The 15,607-nt window shown below is 65.8% G+C and carries 12 protein-coding genes; 5 read left to right on the top strand and 7 right to left on the bottom strand.

Annotation, left to right across the window (positions count from 1 at the left end; genetic code table 11):
- Nucleotides 1-6 precede the first annotated feature (6 nt).
- Together RJ527_05200 and cysG are read left to right on the top strand one after the other, a co-directional pair.
- Nucleotides 7-2,700, top strand: a complete 2,694-nt coding sequence (locus RJ527_05200; GenBank protein ID WND77142.1) for a molybdopterin-dependent oxidoreductase — start codon at nucleotides 7-9, stop codon at nucleotides 2,698-2,700.
- Nucleotide 2,701: 1 nt separating this feature from the next.
- A complete protein-coding gene (cysG, locus tag RJ527_05195; protein ID WND77141.1) occupies nucleotides 2,702-4,123 on the top strand; it encodes a siroheme synthase CysG in 1,422 nt (473 codons plus the stop codon).
- A gap of 33 nt (nucleotides 4,124-4,156) precedes the next feature.
- Here the strand turns inward: cysG and RJ527_05190 are convergent, their stop codons facing one another.
- Together RJ527_05190 and RJ527_05185 are read right to left on the bottom strand one after the other, a co-directional pair.
- Nucleotides 4,157-4,858 (bottom strand): hypothetical protein, encoded by a 702-nt coding sequence (locus RJ527_05190; protein WND77140.1) that lies wholly within the window; start codon nucleotides 4,856-4,858, stop codon nucleotides 4,157-4,159.
- A 107-nt stretch (nucleotides 4,859-4,965) separates the two neighbouring features.
- Complete coding sequence (locus tag RJ527_05185; GenBank protein WND77139.1) at nucleotides 4,966-5,685, bottom strand: SDR family oxidoreductase; 720 nt, start codon at nucleotides 5,683-5,685, stop codon at nucleotides 4,966-4,968.
- A 218-nt stretch (nucleotides 5,686-5,903) separates the two neighbouring features.
- Between RJ527_05185 and RJ527_05180 the strand changes: the two genes are divergently transcribed.
- Both RJ527_05180 and RJ527_05175 read left to right on the top strand, forming a co-directional pair.
- Nucleotides 5,904-6,884 (top strand): AraC family transcriptional regulator, encoded by a 981-nt coding sequence (locus RJ527_05180; protein ID WND77138.1) that lies wholly within the window; start codon nucleotides 5,904-5,906, stop codon nucleotides 6,882-6,884.
- 215 nt (nucleotides 6,885-7,099) lie between these two features.
- A complete protein-coding gene (locus RJ527_05175) occupies nucleotides 7,100-9,457 on the top strand; it encodes a ricin-type beta-trefoil lectin domain protein (GenBank protein WND77137.1) in 2,358 nt (785 codons plus the stop codon).
- A 19-nt stretch (nucleotides 9,458-9,476) separates the two neighbouring features.
- Here the strand turns inward: RJ527_05175 and RJ527_05170 are convergent, their stop codons facing one another.
- The 5 genes from RJ527_05170 to RJ527_05150 all read right to left on the bottom strand — a co-directional run bounded on the left by RJ527_05170 (nucleotide 9,477) and on the right by RJ527_05150 (nucleotide 14,362).
- Nucleotides 9,477-10,673, bottom strand: a complete 1,197-nt coding sequence (locus RJ527_05170) for a CaiB/BaiF CoA-transferase family protein (protein WND77136.1) — start codon at nucleotides 10,671-10,673, stop codon at nucleotides 9,477-9,479.
- A gap of 160 nt (nucleotides 10,674-10,833) precedes the next feature.
- On the bottom strand, nucleotides 10,834-11,700 hold the full coding sequence (locus tag RJ527_05165) for an alpha/beta hydrolase (protein ID WND77135.1): 867 nt from the start codon (nucleotides 11,698-11,700) through the stop codon (nucleotides 10,834-10,836).
- Nucleotide 11,701: 1 nt separating this feature from the next.
- Nucleotides 11,702-12,523 carry an ABC transporter ATP-binding protein gene (locus RJ527_05160; protein ID WND77134.1) on the bottom strand — a complete coding sequence of 274 codons (822 nt, stop codon included), beginning with the start codon at nucleotides 12,521-12,523 and terminating at the stop codon, nucleotides 11,702-11,704.
- Nucleotides 12,516-13,313, bottom strand: coding sequence for an ABC transporter permease (locus RJ527_05155; GenBank protein ID WND77133.1), 798 nt, complete (start codon nucleotides 13,311-13,313; stop codon nucleotides 12,516-12,518). The genes RJ527_05160 and RJ527_05155 overlap by 8 nt, the downstream gene beginning before the upstream one ends.
- A gap of 83 nt (nucleotides 13,314-13,396) precedes the next feature.
- A complete protein-coding gene (locus tag RJ527_05150; GenBank protein ID WND77132.1) occupies nucleotides 13,397-14,362 on the bottom strand; it encodes an NrtA/SsuA/CpmA family ABC transporter substrate-binding protein in 966 nt (321 codons plus the stop codon).
- 126 nt (nucleotides 14,363-14,488) lie between these two features.
- Here RJ527_05150 and RJ527_05145 point away from each other — a divergent pair, with 126 nt between their 5' ends.
- A complete protein-coding gene (locus tag RJ527_05145; GenBank protein ID WND77131.1) occupies nucleotides 14,489-15,403 on the top strand; it encodes a LysR substrate-binding domain-containing protein in 915 nt (304 codons plus the stop codon).
- Nucleotides 15,404-15,607 lie beyond the last annotated feature (204 nt).

Genomic DNA, 15,607 nt, shown 5'->3' with positions numbered 1-15,607 from the left:
GGACGCATGACCGACGGCATGGCGGAAATGGCGGCAACCTGCACCGCGACGACCTGCCCCTACTGCGGGGTCGGCTGCGGCGTGCAGGCCACCGTGGCCGCCGACGGCGCCGTCACCATCGCCGGCGATCCCGACCATCCGGCCAACTTCGGCAAGCTGTGCTCGAAGGGAACGAATTTGGGAGAGACCCTCTCCCGCGACGACCGGTTGCTGCACCCGGAGATCGGGGGGCGTCAGGCATCCTGGGACGACGCCCTGGATCTTGTCGCCTCCCGGTTCCGTGCCGCGATCGATGAATTCGGCCCGGATTCCGTGGCCTTCTATGTCTCCGGCCAATTGCTGACCGAGGACTATTACGTCGCCAACAAGCTGATGAAGGGGTTCATCGGTTCGGCCAACATCGACACCAACTCGCGGCTCTGCATGGCGTCCTCGGTCGCCGGGCACAAGCGCGCCTTCGGCACGGACACGGTGCCGGGGCTGTACGAGGACCTGGAGCAGGCGGACCTGGTGGTCATGGTCGGCTCCAACCTGGCGTGGTGTCATCCGGTGCTGTACCAGCGCCTACAGGCCGCCCGGAAAGCGCGCGGCACCCGCGTCGTCGTCATCGATCCCCGGCGCACGGCGACGGCGGAGACGGCGGACATGCACCTGGCGCTTCAGCCGGGATCGGACGTCGCCCTGTTCAACGGCCTGCTGGCCTGGCTGGCGCAGAACGGCGGTTTCGACGGCACCTTCATCGCCGACCACACGGCGGGCGTGACCCAGGCCCTGCGCACGGCCGAGGCGTCGGACCCGGAATGGGTGGCGGCGCGCTGCGGCCTGACCCTCGATCAGGTCATGGCCTTCTACAATCTGTTCGTGCGCACGGAACGTACGGTCACCGTCTACAGCCAGGGCGTCAACCAGTCCTCGGCCGGAACGGACAAGGTCAACGCCATCATCAACTGCCATCTGGCGACGGGCCGCATCGGCCGGCCCGGCATGGGGCCGTTCTCGGTCACCGGCCAGCCCAACGCCATGGGCGGGCGGGAAACCGGCGGGCTCGCCAATCAACTGGCCTGCCATCTGGAACTGGACGATCCGTCCCACCGCGCCCTGGTGCAGGATTTCTGGGCCAGCCCGGGGGTTGCCGGGGCGGCCGGGCTCAAGGCCGTCGATCTGTTCGACGCCGTCGCGGACGGGCGCATCAAGGCGCTCTGGGTCATGGCGACCAATCCGGCGGTCAGCCTGCCCGACGCCGACCGGGTGCGCGAGGCCATCCGCCAATGCCCCTTCGTCGCCGTGTCGGACGTGACGCGGGACACGGACACGGCGGCGCTGGCCCATGTCCTGCTGCCGGCCCAGGCCTGGGGCGAGAAGGAGGGCACGGTGACCAATTCGGAGCGCCGAATTTCCCGGCAGCGCGCCTTCCTGCCCGTGCCCGAGGACGTGCGCGCCGACTGGTGGATGATCGGCGAAGTCGCCAAACGCCTGGGCCACGGCGACGCGTTCGGCTATGCCGGGCCCGCCGACATCTTCCGCGAATACGCCGCGCTCACGGCGCGGGCCGGCGCGGCGCTTGCCCGTGACCTGGACCTGGGCGCCATGGCGGCGATCGACGACGCGGCCTATGAAGCCCTTCCGCCGACCCTGTGGCCGCAGCGGGCCGAGGGGGTCTCCGAGGAAAGGTTCTTCGCCGACGGCGGGTTCTTCACCCCCGACCGGCGCGCGCGCTTCATCGCCGTTTCGGACCGCGCCCCGGCGACGTCGCCCAACATCGCCTATCCGCTCGTGCTCAACACCGGGCGCATCCGCGACCAATGGCACACCATGACCCGGACGGGCCTGTCGCCGGCCTTGTCCCAGCACCTCGCCGAACCGTTCCTGGAAATCGCGCCCGAGGATGCGGAGCGCCTGGGCCTCGGCCCGGCCATGCTGGCCCGCGTGACCAGCCCCCAGGGCGAATGCCTGGTGCGGGCCCTGATCACCCGCCGCGTGCGCCCGGGTCAGGTCTTCATGCCCATGCATTGGAACGACCAGTGGTCGGGCAAGGCGCGGGCCGACGCCCTGGTCGCCTCCCACGTCGATCCCGTGTCGGGCCAGCCGGAAGCCAAATACACGCCGGTCTGCGTCACGCCCTTCGCCGCCGGGTTCTACGGCTTTGCCGTCTCGGTCCGGCGTCCCGATCCGGCGGGCGCCGATTACTGGGCCCTGGCCCGGGCCGAGGGCGGCTGGCGGATGGAGTTGGCGGGTGCCACCGTGCCGGAGGACTGGGCGGCCTGGGTCGCGACGGTTCTGGGCCTGGATACGGCGGACGGCGCCATCCGAATCATGGCGAGCGAAGACCGGGCCGCCGGGGGATATCGCATGACCGCCTTCCAGGGAGATCAATTGATCGGCGCCCTGTTCGCGGCGCGGAACCCGGTGACCGTGGACCGCGCTTGGCTGGCCGGGAAGCTGACGGCGAATGCCGCAACCCTGGCGGACCGCATCGCGGTCCTGGCCGGGCGCCGCGCCGCCGACAAGGCCGACCCCGGGGCCATCGTCTGTACCTGCATGTTCGTGGGCGCCAACGACATCCGCCGCGCCATCGTGGATCAGGGCTGCGCCACCGTCGACGCCGTGGGGGCCTGCACGGGGGCGGGCATCACCTGCGGGTCCTGCCGCCCGGAGATCGAGGTCCTGATCGCCGATGCCGAACTTAAGAAAGCGAGCTGACATGCCGAGACAGCCGGAAGAACGCACCCCAGGCGCCATGGCGGACCTCGCCGTGCTGCCCCTGTTCCACGACCTGAAGGGCCGCCCGGTCGCGGTCTGGGGCGCGACGGACGCCGCGGGCTGGAAATCGGAGCTTGTCACGGCCGCCGGCGCCGAGGTGCGGCGGATCACGGACGGCCGCGTGTGGGACGCGGGCGATCTGGCCGGATGTGCGCTGGCCGTCGCCGATGCGGCGGACGAAGATCAGGCGGCATCGCTCGCCGCCGCCGCGCGGGCGGCGGGCGTGCCCGTCAACATCATCGACCGTCCGGCCCATTGCGATTTTTCCTTCGGCGCCATCGTCAACCGCTCGCCGGTCGTGATCGGCATCTCGACCGCCGGGGCGGCCCCCGTGCTGGGTCAGGCCATCCGCCGGCGCATTGAAACCCTGCTGCCGCCGGGCATCGCCAACTGGGCCGCCGCCGCGCAGGCGCTGCGCGACCGGGTGCGGACCCTGATGCCCGAGGCCGCGCGGCGGCGCCTGTTCTGGCGGGCCCAGGCGGAACGCGCCTTCGCCGAGCCGGACCATCCCCGACCGGAAACCGCCATGGACCCGGCGGACCTGAAAATCCGCACCGCCGGGGGAACGGGCCGGGTGACCCTGGTCGGGGCCGGGCCGGGCGACGCGGAACTGCTGACGCTCAAGGCCGTGCGCGCGCTTCAGGCCGCCGACGTGATCTTGTACGACGATCTGGTGTCCGACGACGTGCTCGAACTGGCGCGGCGCGAGGCCAAGCGTCTTTTGGTCGGCAAGCGGGGCAACCGGCCGTCCTGCCGCCAGGACGAGATCAACGGCCTGATGATCAAGCTGGCCGGCCAGGGCAAGCAGGTGGTGCGCCTGAAATCGGGCGATCCCATGGTCTTCGGCCGCGCCGGCGAGGAAATCGCCGAGCTCAAGGCCCGCGGCATCGCCGTCGATGTGGTGCCGGGCATCACGGCGGCGCTGGCGGCGGCGGCGGCGCTCGGCGTGTCGCTGACCCACCGCGACCAGGCGCGCTCCGTCCGCTTCGTCACCGGGCACGGGCACGCGGGCGGCCTGCCGGAGGATATGGACTGGCGGGGCCTGGCCGATGCGGGCACGACGCTGATGGTCTACATGGCCGGGCGCACGGCGGGCACCCTGGCCCGCAGGCTGATCGAACAGGGCCGGGCACCGGGCACCCCCGCCGTGATCGTCGCCAACGTCAGCCGCGCCGACGAGATGCGCGAGGCGCGCACCCTGGGCTATCTGGCGGGCCAGACGCCGGCGATGGGCGAGGGTCCGGTGCTGATCGGGGTGGGCGAGGTGTTCGCCGGCCTGCGCGCGGTGGCCGCGCCGGTCGCCGAGCCCGCGTTGCCGGTCGCCCCCGCGGTTCCCGTGGCGCCGACCAACCTCAAGGCGTGATCAGGGCCGGGTCAGGGCCGGGTCAGGGCCGGATCAGGGAAAGAGCGACGTGATGACCGTCGTGGCGCCCAGGCCGACGGTCAGGCAGCCGATGGCCGCCTGCAGGCCGTTGTGGGCCCAGGTCAGGGAGCGGGCACCCCGGAGCGGAAGGGAAATGGCCGCCGAGAACAACGCCATGCCGGCCATGGAGCCGACGCCGAACAGGGCGACATAGGCCAGCGCCAGCCAGGGCGATGCCGTGGTCTGCGCCGTCATCACGGCCAAGGCCGCCGATCCCGCCATGCCGTGCATCAGGCCGACCACGAAAAAGCGCAGCGGAAAAGCCGCCGGATGGTCGTGGTCGTGGGTCCGCGGATGCATGGCCTCGCGCGTTTCGTGCTTGTGGGAATGGGCGTGGAAGTGGGTTTCCCCGCCGGCGTGGCGATGGGCGTGGAAGTGGATGCGGTCGCGGATCATGCGGCGGATCACCTCGGCCCCCAGGCCGACAAGCAGCACCCCGACCACGGCCTCCATCATGCGCGCGGCGAAATCGGAAATCGCGGTTTCCATGTAGATCACGGCGCCGCAGACCAGGAACAGGGTGGTGGTATGGCCCAGGCCCCAGACCGCGCCCTGGCGCAGGGTCTGGCGAAGCGACGTCTTGCCGGACGCCATGGCGGTCACCGCGGCCAAGTGGTCGGGCTCAAACGCATGACGAATCCCGATCAGAAAACCCAAAATCAGGATCGCGGTCATGCAGATGCTCCTTTATGCGAGGGATCACGGCCGGAACGCCGCGTCCCTCTTTGTGACGGATTACGACGCGCCGTTCCAGCGATGTTTCGCTGGCGTGACGGTGCCCGTCATTGCGCGCCGCCGACGGTCAGGCCGCCGCAGACGAACAGGGTTTGGCCCGTGACGAAGCCGCTTTCCTTCTTCAAAAAGAACATCACGGCGTTGGCGATGTCTTCTGGCTCGCCCAGGCGCTTGACCGGCACGCCGTCGATGATTTTCTGGGTGCGCGGGCTGCCCGGCGGGTTGACCTCCTTGAACAGGGGCGTGGCGATGGGGCCGGGGGCGATGGTGTTGACGGTGATGCCGTCGGCCGCCAGTTCCAGGGCCCAGACCTTGGCCATGGCGGCGATGCCGCCCTTGGTCGCGGCATAGGTCGTGCGCAGTTCCTTGCCCAGGATGACGCGGCTGGACATGTTGACGATGCGGCCCCAGCCGACGCGTTTCATGTGTTCCGCCGCGTATTTCGCGCAGAGTGCGGGTGCGACCATGTTGAGGGGGACCACCTTGGCGAAATCCTCGGCCTCGGTCTCGGCCAACGTTTTGGCGAGCGACATGCCGGCGTTGTTGACCAGGCCGACGATGTCGAAGGTCTGGGCGATATCGGCGAACACATCACGGATTTTGCCGTGGTCGTAGAGATCGAGCTCGATAAAGGTCTCGCCCGGAATGAGTTCGGCCGGATTGCGGTCCAGATTGACGACCTTGGTGCCCGACGCGGCGACGGCTTCGACGCAGGCGCGCCCGATGCCGCTGCTGCCGCCGGTCACGACGACGCATTGTTCCCCCATTGGATGTTCTCCTGATTGCGGTTTGTTCTAAGGACCGCCCTCATTTAGCGGATTTGCGCAGCCCTGAACAGGCCGGGGCGGGAAGTGCCCATGCCCATGATCGCCCGGAGCATGAGAAAAAATTCAAGTTGGCGGCGGCCAATGTGACCATGGTCACAGGCAGGGGTTGAGCTATAATGCATGGCTACTCGTCGGATAAATCACGGCGCGCCTCCCACATGACGTTCCTTGAAAACCATCAAATACTGACCTCCACGGACCTGCATGAAATGCGGGATATCCTGACGCGCCTGACAAACACGGATGAAATCGACGTCATCGGCAAGGGGCACGAAATCGACGCCTCGCTCAAGTGCGCCGACCTCGACGGTCTGAGCATCATGCATGTTACCTACGGTGACGTGCCGACCCGCGTGCATGCCTACGAGCACGCTGAGGACACGTTGCTGCTGTTCATCCTGACCGGCGGCGCGGCCGGTGTCCGGCATGGCGGGGAAGAGTTCGAGATTTCAACGGCCACGGGCTTGATCCGCGACAAGCGCCTGCCTCTGACGGCCCGTCAGGACGCCTTCGAAAGCTTCGTGATTCCCCTGCCTCTCGAATGCCTCAAAGAACATGCCCGCAAGCTGGTCGGCGACGACGCCGCTTTGATGGACATCCGGTTCGACGTCAAACTCGACCTGACCACCCCCGGCGGGCAGCACCTGCGCAATACGGTCGCCTATATCGCCGAGGCCCTGGATGGTCCCATGTGCGGGGCGGACAACCCCATCATGCTGGCGGGCCTCAAGGACTTGCTGTTGACCAGCGTGCTGTCGCTGTTGCCCAATTCCGCCACGGATGCCTTGCAGGGCCGTCCCAAGGCCGTCGCCGTCCCCTATTACGTCAAACGGGCCCGCGATTACATCCACGCCCATGCGGATACGGCGATCACGCTGGAAACCCTGGCCCATCATGCGGGGTGCGGTTACCGGACACTGCAGACCGCGTTCAACGACGCCTTCGGCATGTCGCCCATCGCCTACGTCAAATACGTGCGGCTGACCTTTGCCCACGACGACCTGCGCCAAGCCGACAGCGGCGTTTCCGTCCGCGCGATCGCCGCCAAGTGGGGATTTACCCACATGGGCTGGTTCTCCAAATGCTATTTGGAACGCTTCGGCGTTCTGCCGTCGCAAACCTTGCGGTCCCGCGGCTGAGGGTGCCTTTTTGCCACTTCTGGAGTCCCTCCCTCCTCTCGCGCCGCCGGAATTACTTCAAATGCGCAATCGCTGTCGCCGGTGCGCAGAAAATTCCTCGGACCCCATCCGACGCGGCCCAAAAGGCATGATTTCGGCGCGCTTAGGTGATTTAAGAACATAAGTATCGAAATTCATGACTTCGGCGCGATATGCGCCGCGAGGGGGAACCGTCTATGGCGTCGTTTGTTGCAAGGTTGCTGCCGAAATACCTGGGTATTCTATTCCTCGGTCTGTTTATCCTGAGTTTTGACGCAAATGACGCGCGGGCGAATTCGGCCTGGCAGCAGCTCCAGGGCCATTCCGCCTGCGGCGGCGTCGACAAGGCCGGGAATCTCCAGGCCCCCTGTAATTTCGAGAAGGCCACCTATATCCGGCAATCCATCAAGGCGTGCCCGAAAGGAACGTTCGCCGATTTGGGGTCTTGTTGGGTTTGTCCGACGGGATATGTGCGCAGCGCCCGGAAAATCACGCATGAACGGGCCTGTCAGAAGAACGTCCCGGACCGGACGGGGCCCGCCACGTTCCTCGGGGCGGTCAAATGCCCGAGCGGCTCTTTCAAGGACGGGCGCAACGGCGGCGAGTGCTGGAGCTGCCCCGCGGGCTATGGCCGGACCGCCGCGAAGGTCGACCAGTGGAATGCCTGCGGCAAGATCGGCAAGAAGGCGACATCGGCGATCTTCAAGGGACGGCAATGTCCCGATCAGGATGCCTTCCGCGATCCGCGCAATGGCGGTGAATGCTGGAAATGCCCCGAAGATTACAACCGCACGGCCAATGCTGTGACCGGGAAGGCGGCCTGCAAGACGTCCTTCGCGTTCGAGCCGGCAGTCCAACGGGGCGATCTCAAGTGCGAACCCGGTCAGATCTTCGACATGATCGACGGCGGCACCTGCTGGACCTGCCCGGAAGGGGCCAAGCGTACGTGGTTCAGCATCAAATCCGCCAAGGCCTGCCGCAACAACAAGATGCGTTGGGTCCTGCCTGAACGCGGAAAGTACGGCCTGTTCGGCCTCGGCAGGGGCGCCGACGACATTCTCGCCAAACTCATCGCCGAACGCACGGCGTTGGATACCCAGATCAAAAAGGCTGCGAAGCTAGCGAATAAGAACCCGGAAGAGGTTCTAAAGGAGGCCTGGGAGGTCATCGACAACCGGCCGTGGGAAAGCCCCTATCTGTCCGCGGCACTTGGCGCGGCCGTGATGGATGCCGCCGCCAAACCCGCCGGTCAGCGGACGGAATCCGAGAAGCAGCTGATGGGGCAGGTTGCCCAGCTTATCCAGTGGAACCGGCAGTTCATCGCCTATCAGGCGAAACAGGCGCATCAAACCTGGGAGTTGGCGTCCAAAAAGGCCTACGAGGTCGCGGCGTCGAAGATGGGCGCCGCCGTCATCTATTCCGATTCCATGGTCACGCCGCCCGACTATAACGAGATGCTCGTGGGGTCCATCCAGATGGCGGCCGGCTTTGCCGGGCCGGCGGGCAGCATTCTCGTGCCGTTGTTTGTCAAGCCGGTGCATATTGCGACATTTCCGTTCAGGAAGGCGGCGATAAAGGCGTCGCAGGAGGCGGCGAAAAAAGTGGTCGAGACGGCCCTCAAGACGGGTGGTGGTGCCGGCAGTTGGACAACGTCGGGCGTTGCGACGGCGGCTCTCGGGCCGTTGATGATCGCCATCGCCGCCGGGGTGATCGTGACAATGGAAATCGACAAGTTCATGGCGTTGGAGAAAGCGGCCGGAAAAATCCAACAGTCGATCGATATCGCGAACCGCCCCCTCGATCTCAATATTTTTCTTCAGCAAAAGGACGGGCCGGATGAATTTTTGTTTCATTGGGCGGCCGTGATCGGCGCCGACACGCAGCCGAGCGCCAATTTCAGAACCCGCCTGGCCGCCTACAAGGCCGGCAAGGACCCGGACGCCAAGCCGACCGGGCCGACCATGCCGACGATCAACTTCGGCAACAACGTCAACACGGGCCAGACCACGCCGAACTCGTCCACCATCGATCCGAATTCGATCAAGATCGAGACCATTCCCTCGACGTCGGTGGTTGTCGGCAACTCGGCCGCGGCCCCGGCGCCGACCGCTGAAAAAGCCTTGATCGCCGCGATCAAGCGGCAGCGGAACCAGCCCAAGGGGACGCTGCGGTTCGAACTGACCAGCGCACCCGGACTGTGCCTGAGCAAAAGCGAGGGTCCGACGGAAGCCATGGCCCTGGCCGACTGCAAACAGCGGGATACCCTGTGGATCAGGCCGAACGAGTTGCCGAACGCCCTGGTGTTCAGCGGCAAGTTTTGCGTCGCCAGCGCCGAAGCCCAGCCCCGGGACCGCACGCCGGTGCTGATCTCCAAATGCCAGTCCATCCCCAGCATGCAGTGGGAGTTGCAGGCCGACGGCCACGTCAAGATGCTGAAATCCGATTTCTGCATGACCGTGATCGACGGCGCGGCCAAAGGGGCCGCCGTCCTGATGCAGAAGTGCAGCGGCATCCGCGAGCGGCAGATCTGGCGGCCCTGGGTGGTGGCGAAATAACGCCGCTGCCCCGGAGCGGTCAGTTGATGCAGCCGGCCGATCTCATCGCGGCGATCTCGTCGGCGTCATAGCCGAGTTCGGTAAGGATTTCGGCGGTCTGCGCCCCGACCGGCTGGGGCGGCAGGGTCACTTCCGACGGGCTTTCGGACATATGGAACGGCAGGACCGGCACGGTCAGCCCGTCCGCGACGCTGTTGGGTGCGACGTGCGTATGCAGCACCTGGCGCGCGGAAACCTGATCGTCGGCAAGGGCTTCCTCCAGGCGGCGGATACGGGCCGCCGGGATGCGCCGTTGTTGCAGGAATTTTTCCCAGTAGTCGGCCGTGTTGGTGGCGATGATCGCGGCCAGGGCGGCTTGTTCCCCCCCATGGGCGTCCAGGCGCTGATTGTTGTCGGTCTTGACCATGTCCGGGCGGCCCAGGGCGGTCCACAAGCGTTCCTGTTGCGCCAAGTTCGACGCCGCGATCATCATCGGCGCGTCCGAGGCTTCGTAACAGCCGATCGTCGCGAAGGGGAAGGTATTGCCCTTGGGTTCGGGATGCTTGCCGTTCCACTTGAACCCGGTGAGGTGCGAACTGGTCAGGATCAGCGCGACTTCCAGCATGGAAACATCGACGAACTGACCCTTCCCGCCGGACCGTTCGCGCTGTAGAAGCGCGGACGTGATGGCGAAGGCCGCCGTGGTGCCGGTGGCGTAATCGACCACCGGGGCGCCGGTCTTGAGGGGGCGGGGGTCGTCGGGATGGCCGGTCATTGCCATCATGCCCGAGAACGCCTGAAGGATGTTGTCATAGCCGGTAAGGTGGGCGCGGGGGCCGGTCGCGCCGAACGCCGAGATCGAGCAATAGATCAGACCCGGATTGAGTTTGGCCATGGCATCGTAGCCCAGACCCAAATCTTCGAAAGCCCCCGGCCGGTAATTTTCCACGAACACGTCGGCCGTCGCGATCAACCGTTTGAGGGCGTCGCGCCCCGGTTCGGTCTTCAAATCCACCGCCAGTGTCTTCTTGTTCGACGCCTGCGCCATAAAGGCGGTGCCCATGCCGATGTCGCTTAGGGCGCGGTCCGAGCCCTGCCAACGCGCCTGGTCCGGATCATGGGGGGCTTCGACCTTGATGACTTCGGCGCCGAGGACGGCCATCTGATAACTGGCGAAAGGTCCCGCCAGGACATGCGTCGTGTCAATAACGCGAATTCCGTCAAATGCCTTGGTCATTGATCCCCGCATGGATTTGGATGGTCCTTTCGTACAGAAAAGACCTGAATGAGCGGAAAATGACAGGAAAAAATCAGGAACTTCGGTTGCGACCGTGCAGATTCGACATCTCCGGCGGCAACACAACGAGAGCCGCCAGAGCGGCGCAATCGATCCTTGTTCAGACGCCCTGATTCTTGGAAACCTGCCGGACAAGGCGGAGCAGGCCGCGCAGGAGCACGCCGTTTTCGGCGGCCAGTTCATCGACGATCGTGAAGTGATTTTGGCCGGGGACGACCTCCAGTGCTGCGGGAATGCCGTCGGCGGCGGCCGCTGCGGCATAGGCCGTGGATTGCCGCTGAAGTTCCGGCAGTTCGTCGCCGCCGACGAACAGCCGATGCGGGATTTTCCGCCGGGGCAGGTTGAATAGGGGGCTTAGGGTCTCGACTTCCGCCGCCGTCAGCGACAGGGCGTCGTTGATATAGCTGAGCGCGATCGGGGTCAGGTCGAAAATGCCGCTGATGGGCAGAACGCCGGCGACATCCGGGTGACCGGCGGCAAGGGCCGTGAGATGCCCGCCGGCCGACCATCCGCCGACGATGACGGCGGCACGGTCGAACCCCAGGTGGTCGGCGGAACTCACCAGAAAATCGATCGCCTGGCTGACTTCCTGGACGATTTGGCTGAGCCCGGCTTCGGGGGCCAGGGTGTAACCGATGGTCGCGACGTTGATGCCGTTGGCGCAGGGGGCGTCGGCGACGAAGGCGAAGATTTCCTTGGTATTGCGGAACCAGTAGCCGCCGTGAATGAAGATGAACAGCGGCGCCGACGGCATGTCCGTGGGGAAATAATCAATGCGGTTGTTGGCGCCGGACCCGTACCGGAGGTCAAGCCGCGCCCCGGGCCGGGCGCGGGTTTTCTCGCTGCGGCGGCGCCATTTTTCCACGCGGTCGGCGCTGTCCGCGACGGCGGCGGAGTTGTTGTAGGCGGCGTCGATCGCGGCTCGTTCCATGCCACGGTAGGTGTCGGCGGTCTGGTCGGTGGGCATGTCAGGCGGCGTCTCCGGTTGCAAGCCGGCGGCCCGGCGCTAAGTTGCTGCTGAGCCGCTGCGCCACGGTGCGGCGGACGGCGTTGAACGGTTCCGACGACACGTCGCGGGGACGGGGCAGATCGACCGCCATGTCGCAGTCGACCCGGCCGGGACCGGCGCTCATGACGACGATGCGGTCGGCCAGCACCACGGCCTCCTCGACCGAATGGGTGACGAAGATAACGGTCAGCTTCGTCTGCCGCCAGATGTCGAGAAGTTCTTCCTGAAGTTTCGCCCGGGTCAGCGCGTCGAGCGCGCCGAACGGTTCGTCCATCAAAAGGATGTCGGTGTCGTTGGCGAGAACGCGGGCGATGGCGACACGCTGTTTCATGCCGCCCGACAGTTGCGCCGGGTAATGGCCGGTGAAGGCGGTCAGGCCGACCATTTCCGTGAACTTATCGGCGATCCGTTTTACTTCCTTGGCGCTCATTCCCGCGTGCTTGGGGCCGAAGGCGATGTTCTCATGGACGGTCAGCCAGGGAAACAGGGCATAGTCCTGAAACACGATGCCGCGGTCCGGGCCCGGTTCGTGGACGGGGCGGCCGAACACGCTGGCGGTTCCCTCGCTGGCCGTCTCGAAGCCGGCGATGATCCGCAGCAGGGTCGACTTGCCGCAGCCGGACGCCCCCAGCAGGCAGACGAATTCGCCCTTGTCGATGTCGAGGTTGATGCCGCTGAGGGCCAGGAACCGGCCGGTGTCGGACTCGAAGGATTTGTTCAGCCCGGCGATGCGGATGATGGGCGGCGCGCCGGCCGCCTGTGGGTTCTGGGGATCAGACATGATGTTGGGGGCTCCAACGCAGCAGGCGGTTGTTAAGCAGGACGATCAGGCGGTCCGACAGGAACCCGGTCACGCCGATCACGATCATGCCGGTGATGACCAGGTCGGTGCGGGACAGCGTCCGCCCGTCCATGATCACGGCGCCCAGGCCTTCGGGCACGCCGGTCATCTCGCCGACCACGATGAGGATCCAGGCGAACCCGTGGCCGAGGCGCAGGCCGTTGAAGATGTTGGGGGTGGCCGCCGGCAGCACGACCGAGCGGAACAACTGGGAGCCCTTGCAGCCCAACATGGCGGCGGCCTCCAACAGGCGGGCATCGACCGATTTCACCCCGAACACGGTGTTCAACAGGATCGGATAGAAGGCGCCGAGAAACACCAGGAACACCGCCGATTTGGGCCCCAGGCCGAAAAAGATCATCGATAGCGGCAGCCAGGCGGTGACCGGGACGGGCCGCAGCAGCGACAGGGTCGGGTCGAGCATGTCACGCAGCAGGGGAGAGCGGCCGAGCGCCACGCCCAGCGGAATGCCGACCAGGGCCGCGACCAGGAACCCGCCGTAGACGCGTTGTAGGGAGACCCACAGATGGATCGGCAGGCTGGCGCTGAAGCCGTCGTCGTAGACGCCGCCGAAGGCGAAATCCCACATCATGACGAGGACATCCGCCGGTGGCGGGATCAGCCGGGTGCCGGTCCATCGGACCATCAGTTCCCAGAACCCGATCAGGGTCAGGGGCACGATCAGCCCGAGGCCGATCTTTCGCAGCCGCCTGAGGAGGGCCCGGCTCAAAGCGGGTTGCGCCGGGGACGTGTCCCCGGGCGCAACCGTTTGGCATTGGGCGGTGATGTTCATGTCGCTGGCCATGTCGACGATTACATGCCCGCGATTTTCTGAACGAAGGTCGGGTTGATGAAGGTCGCGTAATCCGGCAACTGGCGAATCTGTTTTTTGGCGAGCATCTGGGTGCCGTAATAGTTCGCCTGCTTGAGGAACAGGTCGTCGATTTTCCAGGTCAGTTCCACGTTCGGCGCGGCCTTCTCGATCGACGGTTTCTGCTGGCCCAGCTTCTGCATGGCGACGGCGACGAATTCGGCGCGGGTCTTCATGGCGTATTCGGCGGCCTTGCTGTGAATGGTCAACAGGGTCATCACCAGTTCGGGATCCTTGTCGATCTTTTCCTGGCTGGTGGTCAGGACCATGTTGAGCGACCCGGTCGGCGTCGAATAGGGATATTCGACGATCTTGCCGACCCCCTTGGCGAGGCTGATGCCGGGGCCCGGCTCGGCGCCCACATAGGCGTCGAGGTCGCCGCGTTCCAGCGCCGGGGCCATGTCGCTGAAGGAAACGCGGATCGGCTTGATGTCCTTGATGGTCATGCCTTCGGCGCTCAAACGGTCGAGGATGACCACTTCCTGGGTCGAGCCCGGCCAGATGCCGACCTTCTTGCCCTTCAGGTCCTTGATCGTGTTGAGCCCCGACTTCGCGCCGGAAACCACGGCCATGCCGCGGTTGCAGGCGGCGGCGACGACGACGACCGGCTCACCGGCGGCCGCGCCCAGGGTGGCGGCGGCAAGGCCGTAAATGCCGAAATCGACGGTCCCGGTCACCACGGCGTTCTTGCCGTCCGTCGGGCTTTCGAAGGGGATGACCTCGATCTTGTATCCCGCAGGTGCGAACTTTTCGTAGAAATAGGGCGTGATGCCGTGGATCAGTTTCAGCGTGCCGACCTTGATCACCCGGTCGGCGGCGGTCGCGGGCGTGGAAGCCGCGGCGGTAAAGGCGCAGAGCGCGCCGGCAAGGGCGGCGTGAATGAATTTCCGGCGTGTGGTGCCTGACATGACGATCTCCTGTTGTGGCGGGAATGTCCCGGCTTGTATGACGCAACGAAGACGTTAGGGTGCAGTGCACAATTTACAAAATTTATTCTTTAAATAATTTCCATAAATATATTTAATGCCCAGATCATGAAGCAGCCCTTGGATCTGCGCCTGTTGCAGGCGTTCATTTTGCTGGTGGAAACGGGCAGCGTGTCGGAAACGGCGCGCCGGCTCGGGCGCACCCAGCCGGCCGTCAGCCTACAGATGCGGCGGCTCGAGGAAACGGTGCATGCCAAGCTGTTCACCACGGTCAACCGCAAGCTGGTGCTGACCCCGGATGGGGAGCTTCTGCTCGGCTATGCGCGCACGATCATGAACCTGCAGGAAGAGGTCAAGGTGCGCCTGACCGCGCCCAAGCTCAGCGGCAAGGTGGTGCTGGGCGTGCCCGACCTGTACGCCGCCTATCTGCTGCCGCCGATCCTGTCCAGCTTCTCCAACGCCTTTCCCGACATCGAGGTCGAACTGCGCACCCTGCTGTCGAGCCCGCTGGTCACCCAGCTCAAGCGCGGCGAGATCGACCTCGCCCTGGTCACCGACATGCGGGCCTTCGACGAAGGCGACGTGGTCGCCCGCGAACCGCTGGTCTGGGTGACGGGGGAAACCCGTTCCCTGCACAACAACAACCCGGTGCCGCTCGCGGTCCTGCCGCCCGGCAACGTGTTCCGCGACCTTGCGCTCGCGGGCCTCGCGACCATGGGGCGGAAATGGAAGATCGCCTTCGTCAGCGCCGGGATCAGCGGCCTGCAGGCGGCGGTGCTCAGCGGCAGCGCGGTCAGCGTCGTGGCCAAAAGCTCGGTCATGCCGGGCATGCGGGTGCTCGGCGCCGCGGAAAGCTTCCCGGCCCTGCAAGGCGTCGATCTGGTGCTCTACCGCGCAGGCAAGCGCAACAACGCGGCCGCCGACGTGATGGGCGACCTCATCACCGAATACTTCGCGCGCTCCAGCATCGCGCCGGTCACCGGCGCCGCCAAGACGCAGGCGGGCAGCGGGTCCCACGAATAGCCCAGGGGGGCAAGCAGGGTGAATCCGCGGACCGCGTGGTTGCCGCTGCTTTCGGGCAAGTGAACGTCCGTCTCTAGTCAGTAACGGACGAAAAAATGAGGGTTGGCCGCGGAAAATTTCTCGAACAAGGAGGGCTGGGAAAGAATTTTATTCTCTTCGGAACATTATCGAATGTTGACACCGGTCAAAGCGACGGAAAATTCC

The organism is Thalassospiraceae bacterium LMO-SO8 (assembly GCA_031655335.1).
Taxonomy (GTDB): domain Bacteria; phylum Pseudomonadota; class Alphaproteobacteria; order Rhodospirillales; family Casp-alpha2; genus UBA1479.
The sequence above is the reverse complement of the archived record's forward strand: the minus strand, read 5'-3'. Positions and strand labels throughout refer to the sequence as shown.

What these genes read in the sequence shown, in the direction of transcription:
- RJ527_05185 (WND77139.1), bottom strand. Translation starts at nt 5,685, where the DNA reads ATGGGGGAACAATGCGTCGTCGTGACCGGCGGCAGCAGCGGCATCGGG.
- RJ527_05180 (WND77138.1), top strand. Translation starts at nt 5,904, where the DNA reads ATGACGTTCCTTGAAAACCATCAAATACTGACCTCCACGGACCTGCAT.
- RJ527_05165 (WND77135.1), bottom strand. Translation starts at nt 11,700, where the DNA reads ATGCCCACCGACCAGACCGCCGACACCTACCGTGGCATGGAACGAGCC.
- RJ527_05170 (WND77136.1), bottom strand. Translation starts at nt 10,673, where the DNA reads ATGACCAAGGCATTTGACGGAATTCGCGTTATTGACACGACGCATGTC.
- RJ527_05175 (WND77137.1), top strand. Translation starts at nt 7,100, where the DNA reads ATGGCGTCGTTTGTTGCAAGGTTGCTGCCGAAATACCTGGGTATTCTA.
- cysG (WND77141.1), top strand. Translation starts at nt 2,702, where the DNA reads ATGCCGAGACAGCCGGAAGAACGCACCCCAGGCGCCATGGCGGACCTC.
- RJ527_05200 (WND77142.1), top strand. Translation starts at nt 7, where the DNA reads ATGACCGACGGCATGGCGGAAATGGCGGCAACCTGCACCGCGACGACC.
- RJ527_05145 (WND77131.1), top strand. Translation starts at nt 14,489, where the DNA reads ATGAAGCAGCCCTTGGATCTGCGCCTGTTGCAGGCGTTCATTTTGCTG.
- RJ527_05190 (WND77140.1), bottom strand. Translation starts at nt 4,858, where the DNA reads ATGACCGCGATCCTGATTTTGGGTTTTCTGATCGGGATTCGTCATGCG.
- RJ527_05150 (WND77132.1), bottom strand. Translation starts at nt 14,362, where the DNA reads ATGTCAGGCACCACACGCCGGAAATTCATTCACGCCGCCCTTGCCGGC.
- RJ527_05160 (WND77134.1), bottom strand. Translation starts at nt 12,523, where the DNA reads ATGTCTGATCCCCAGAACCCACAGGCGGCCGGCGCGCCGCCCATCATC.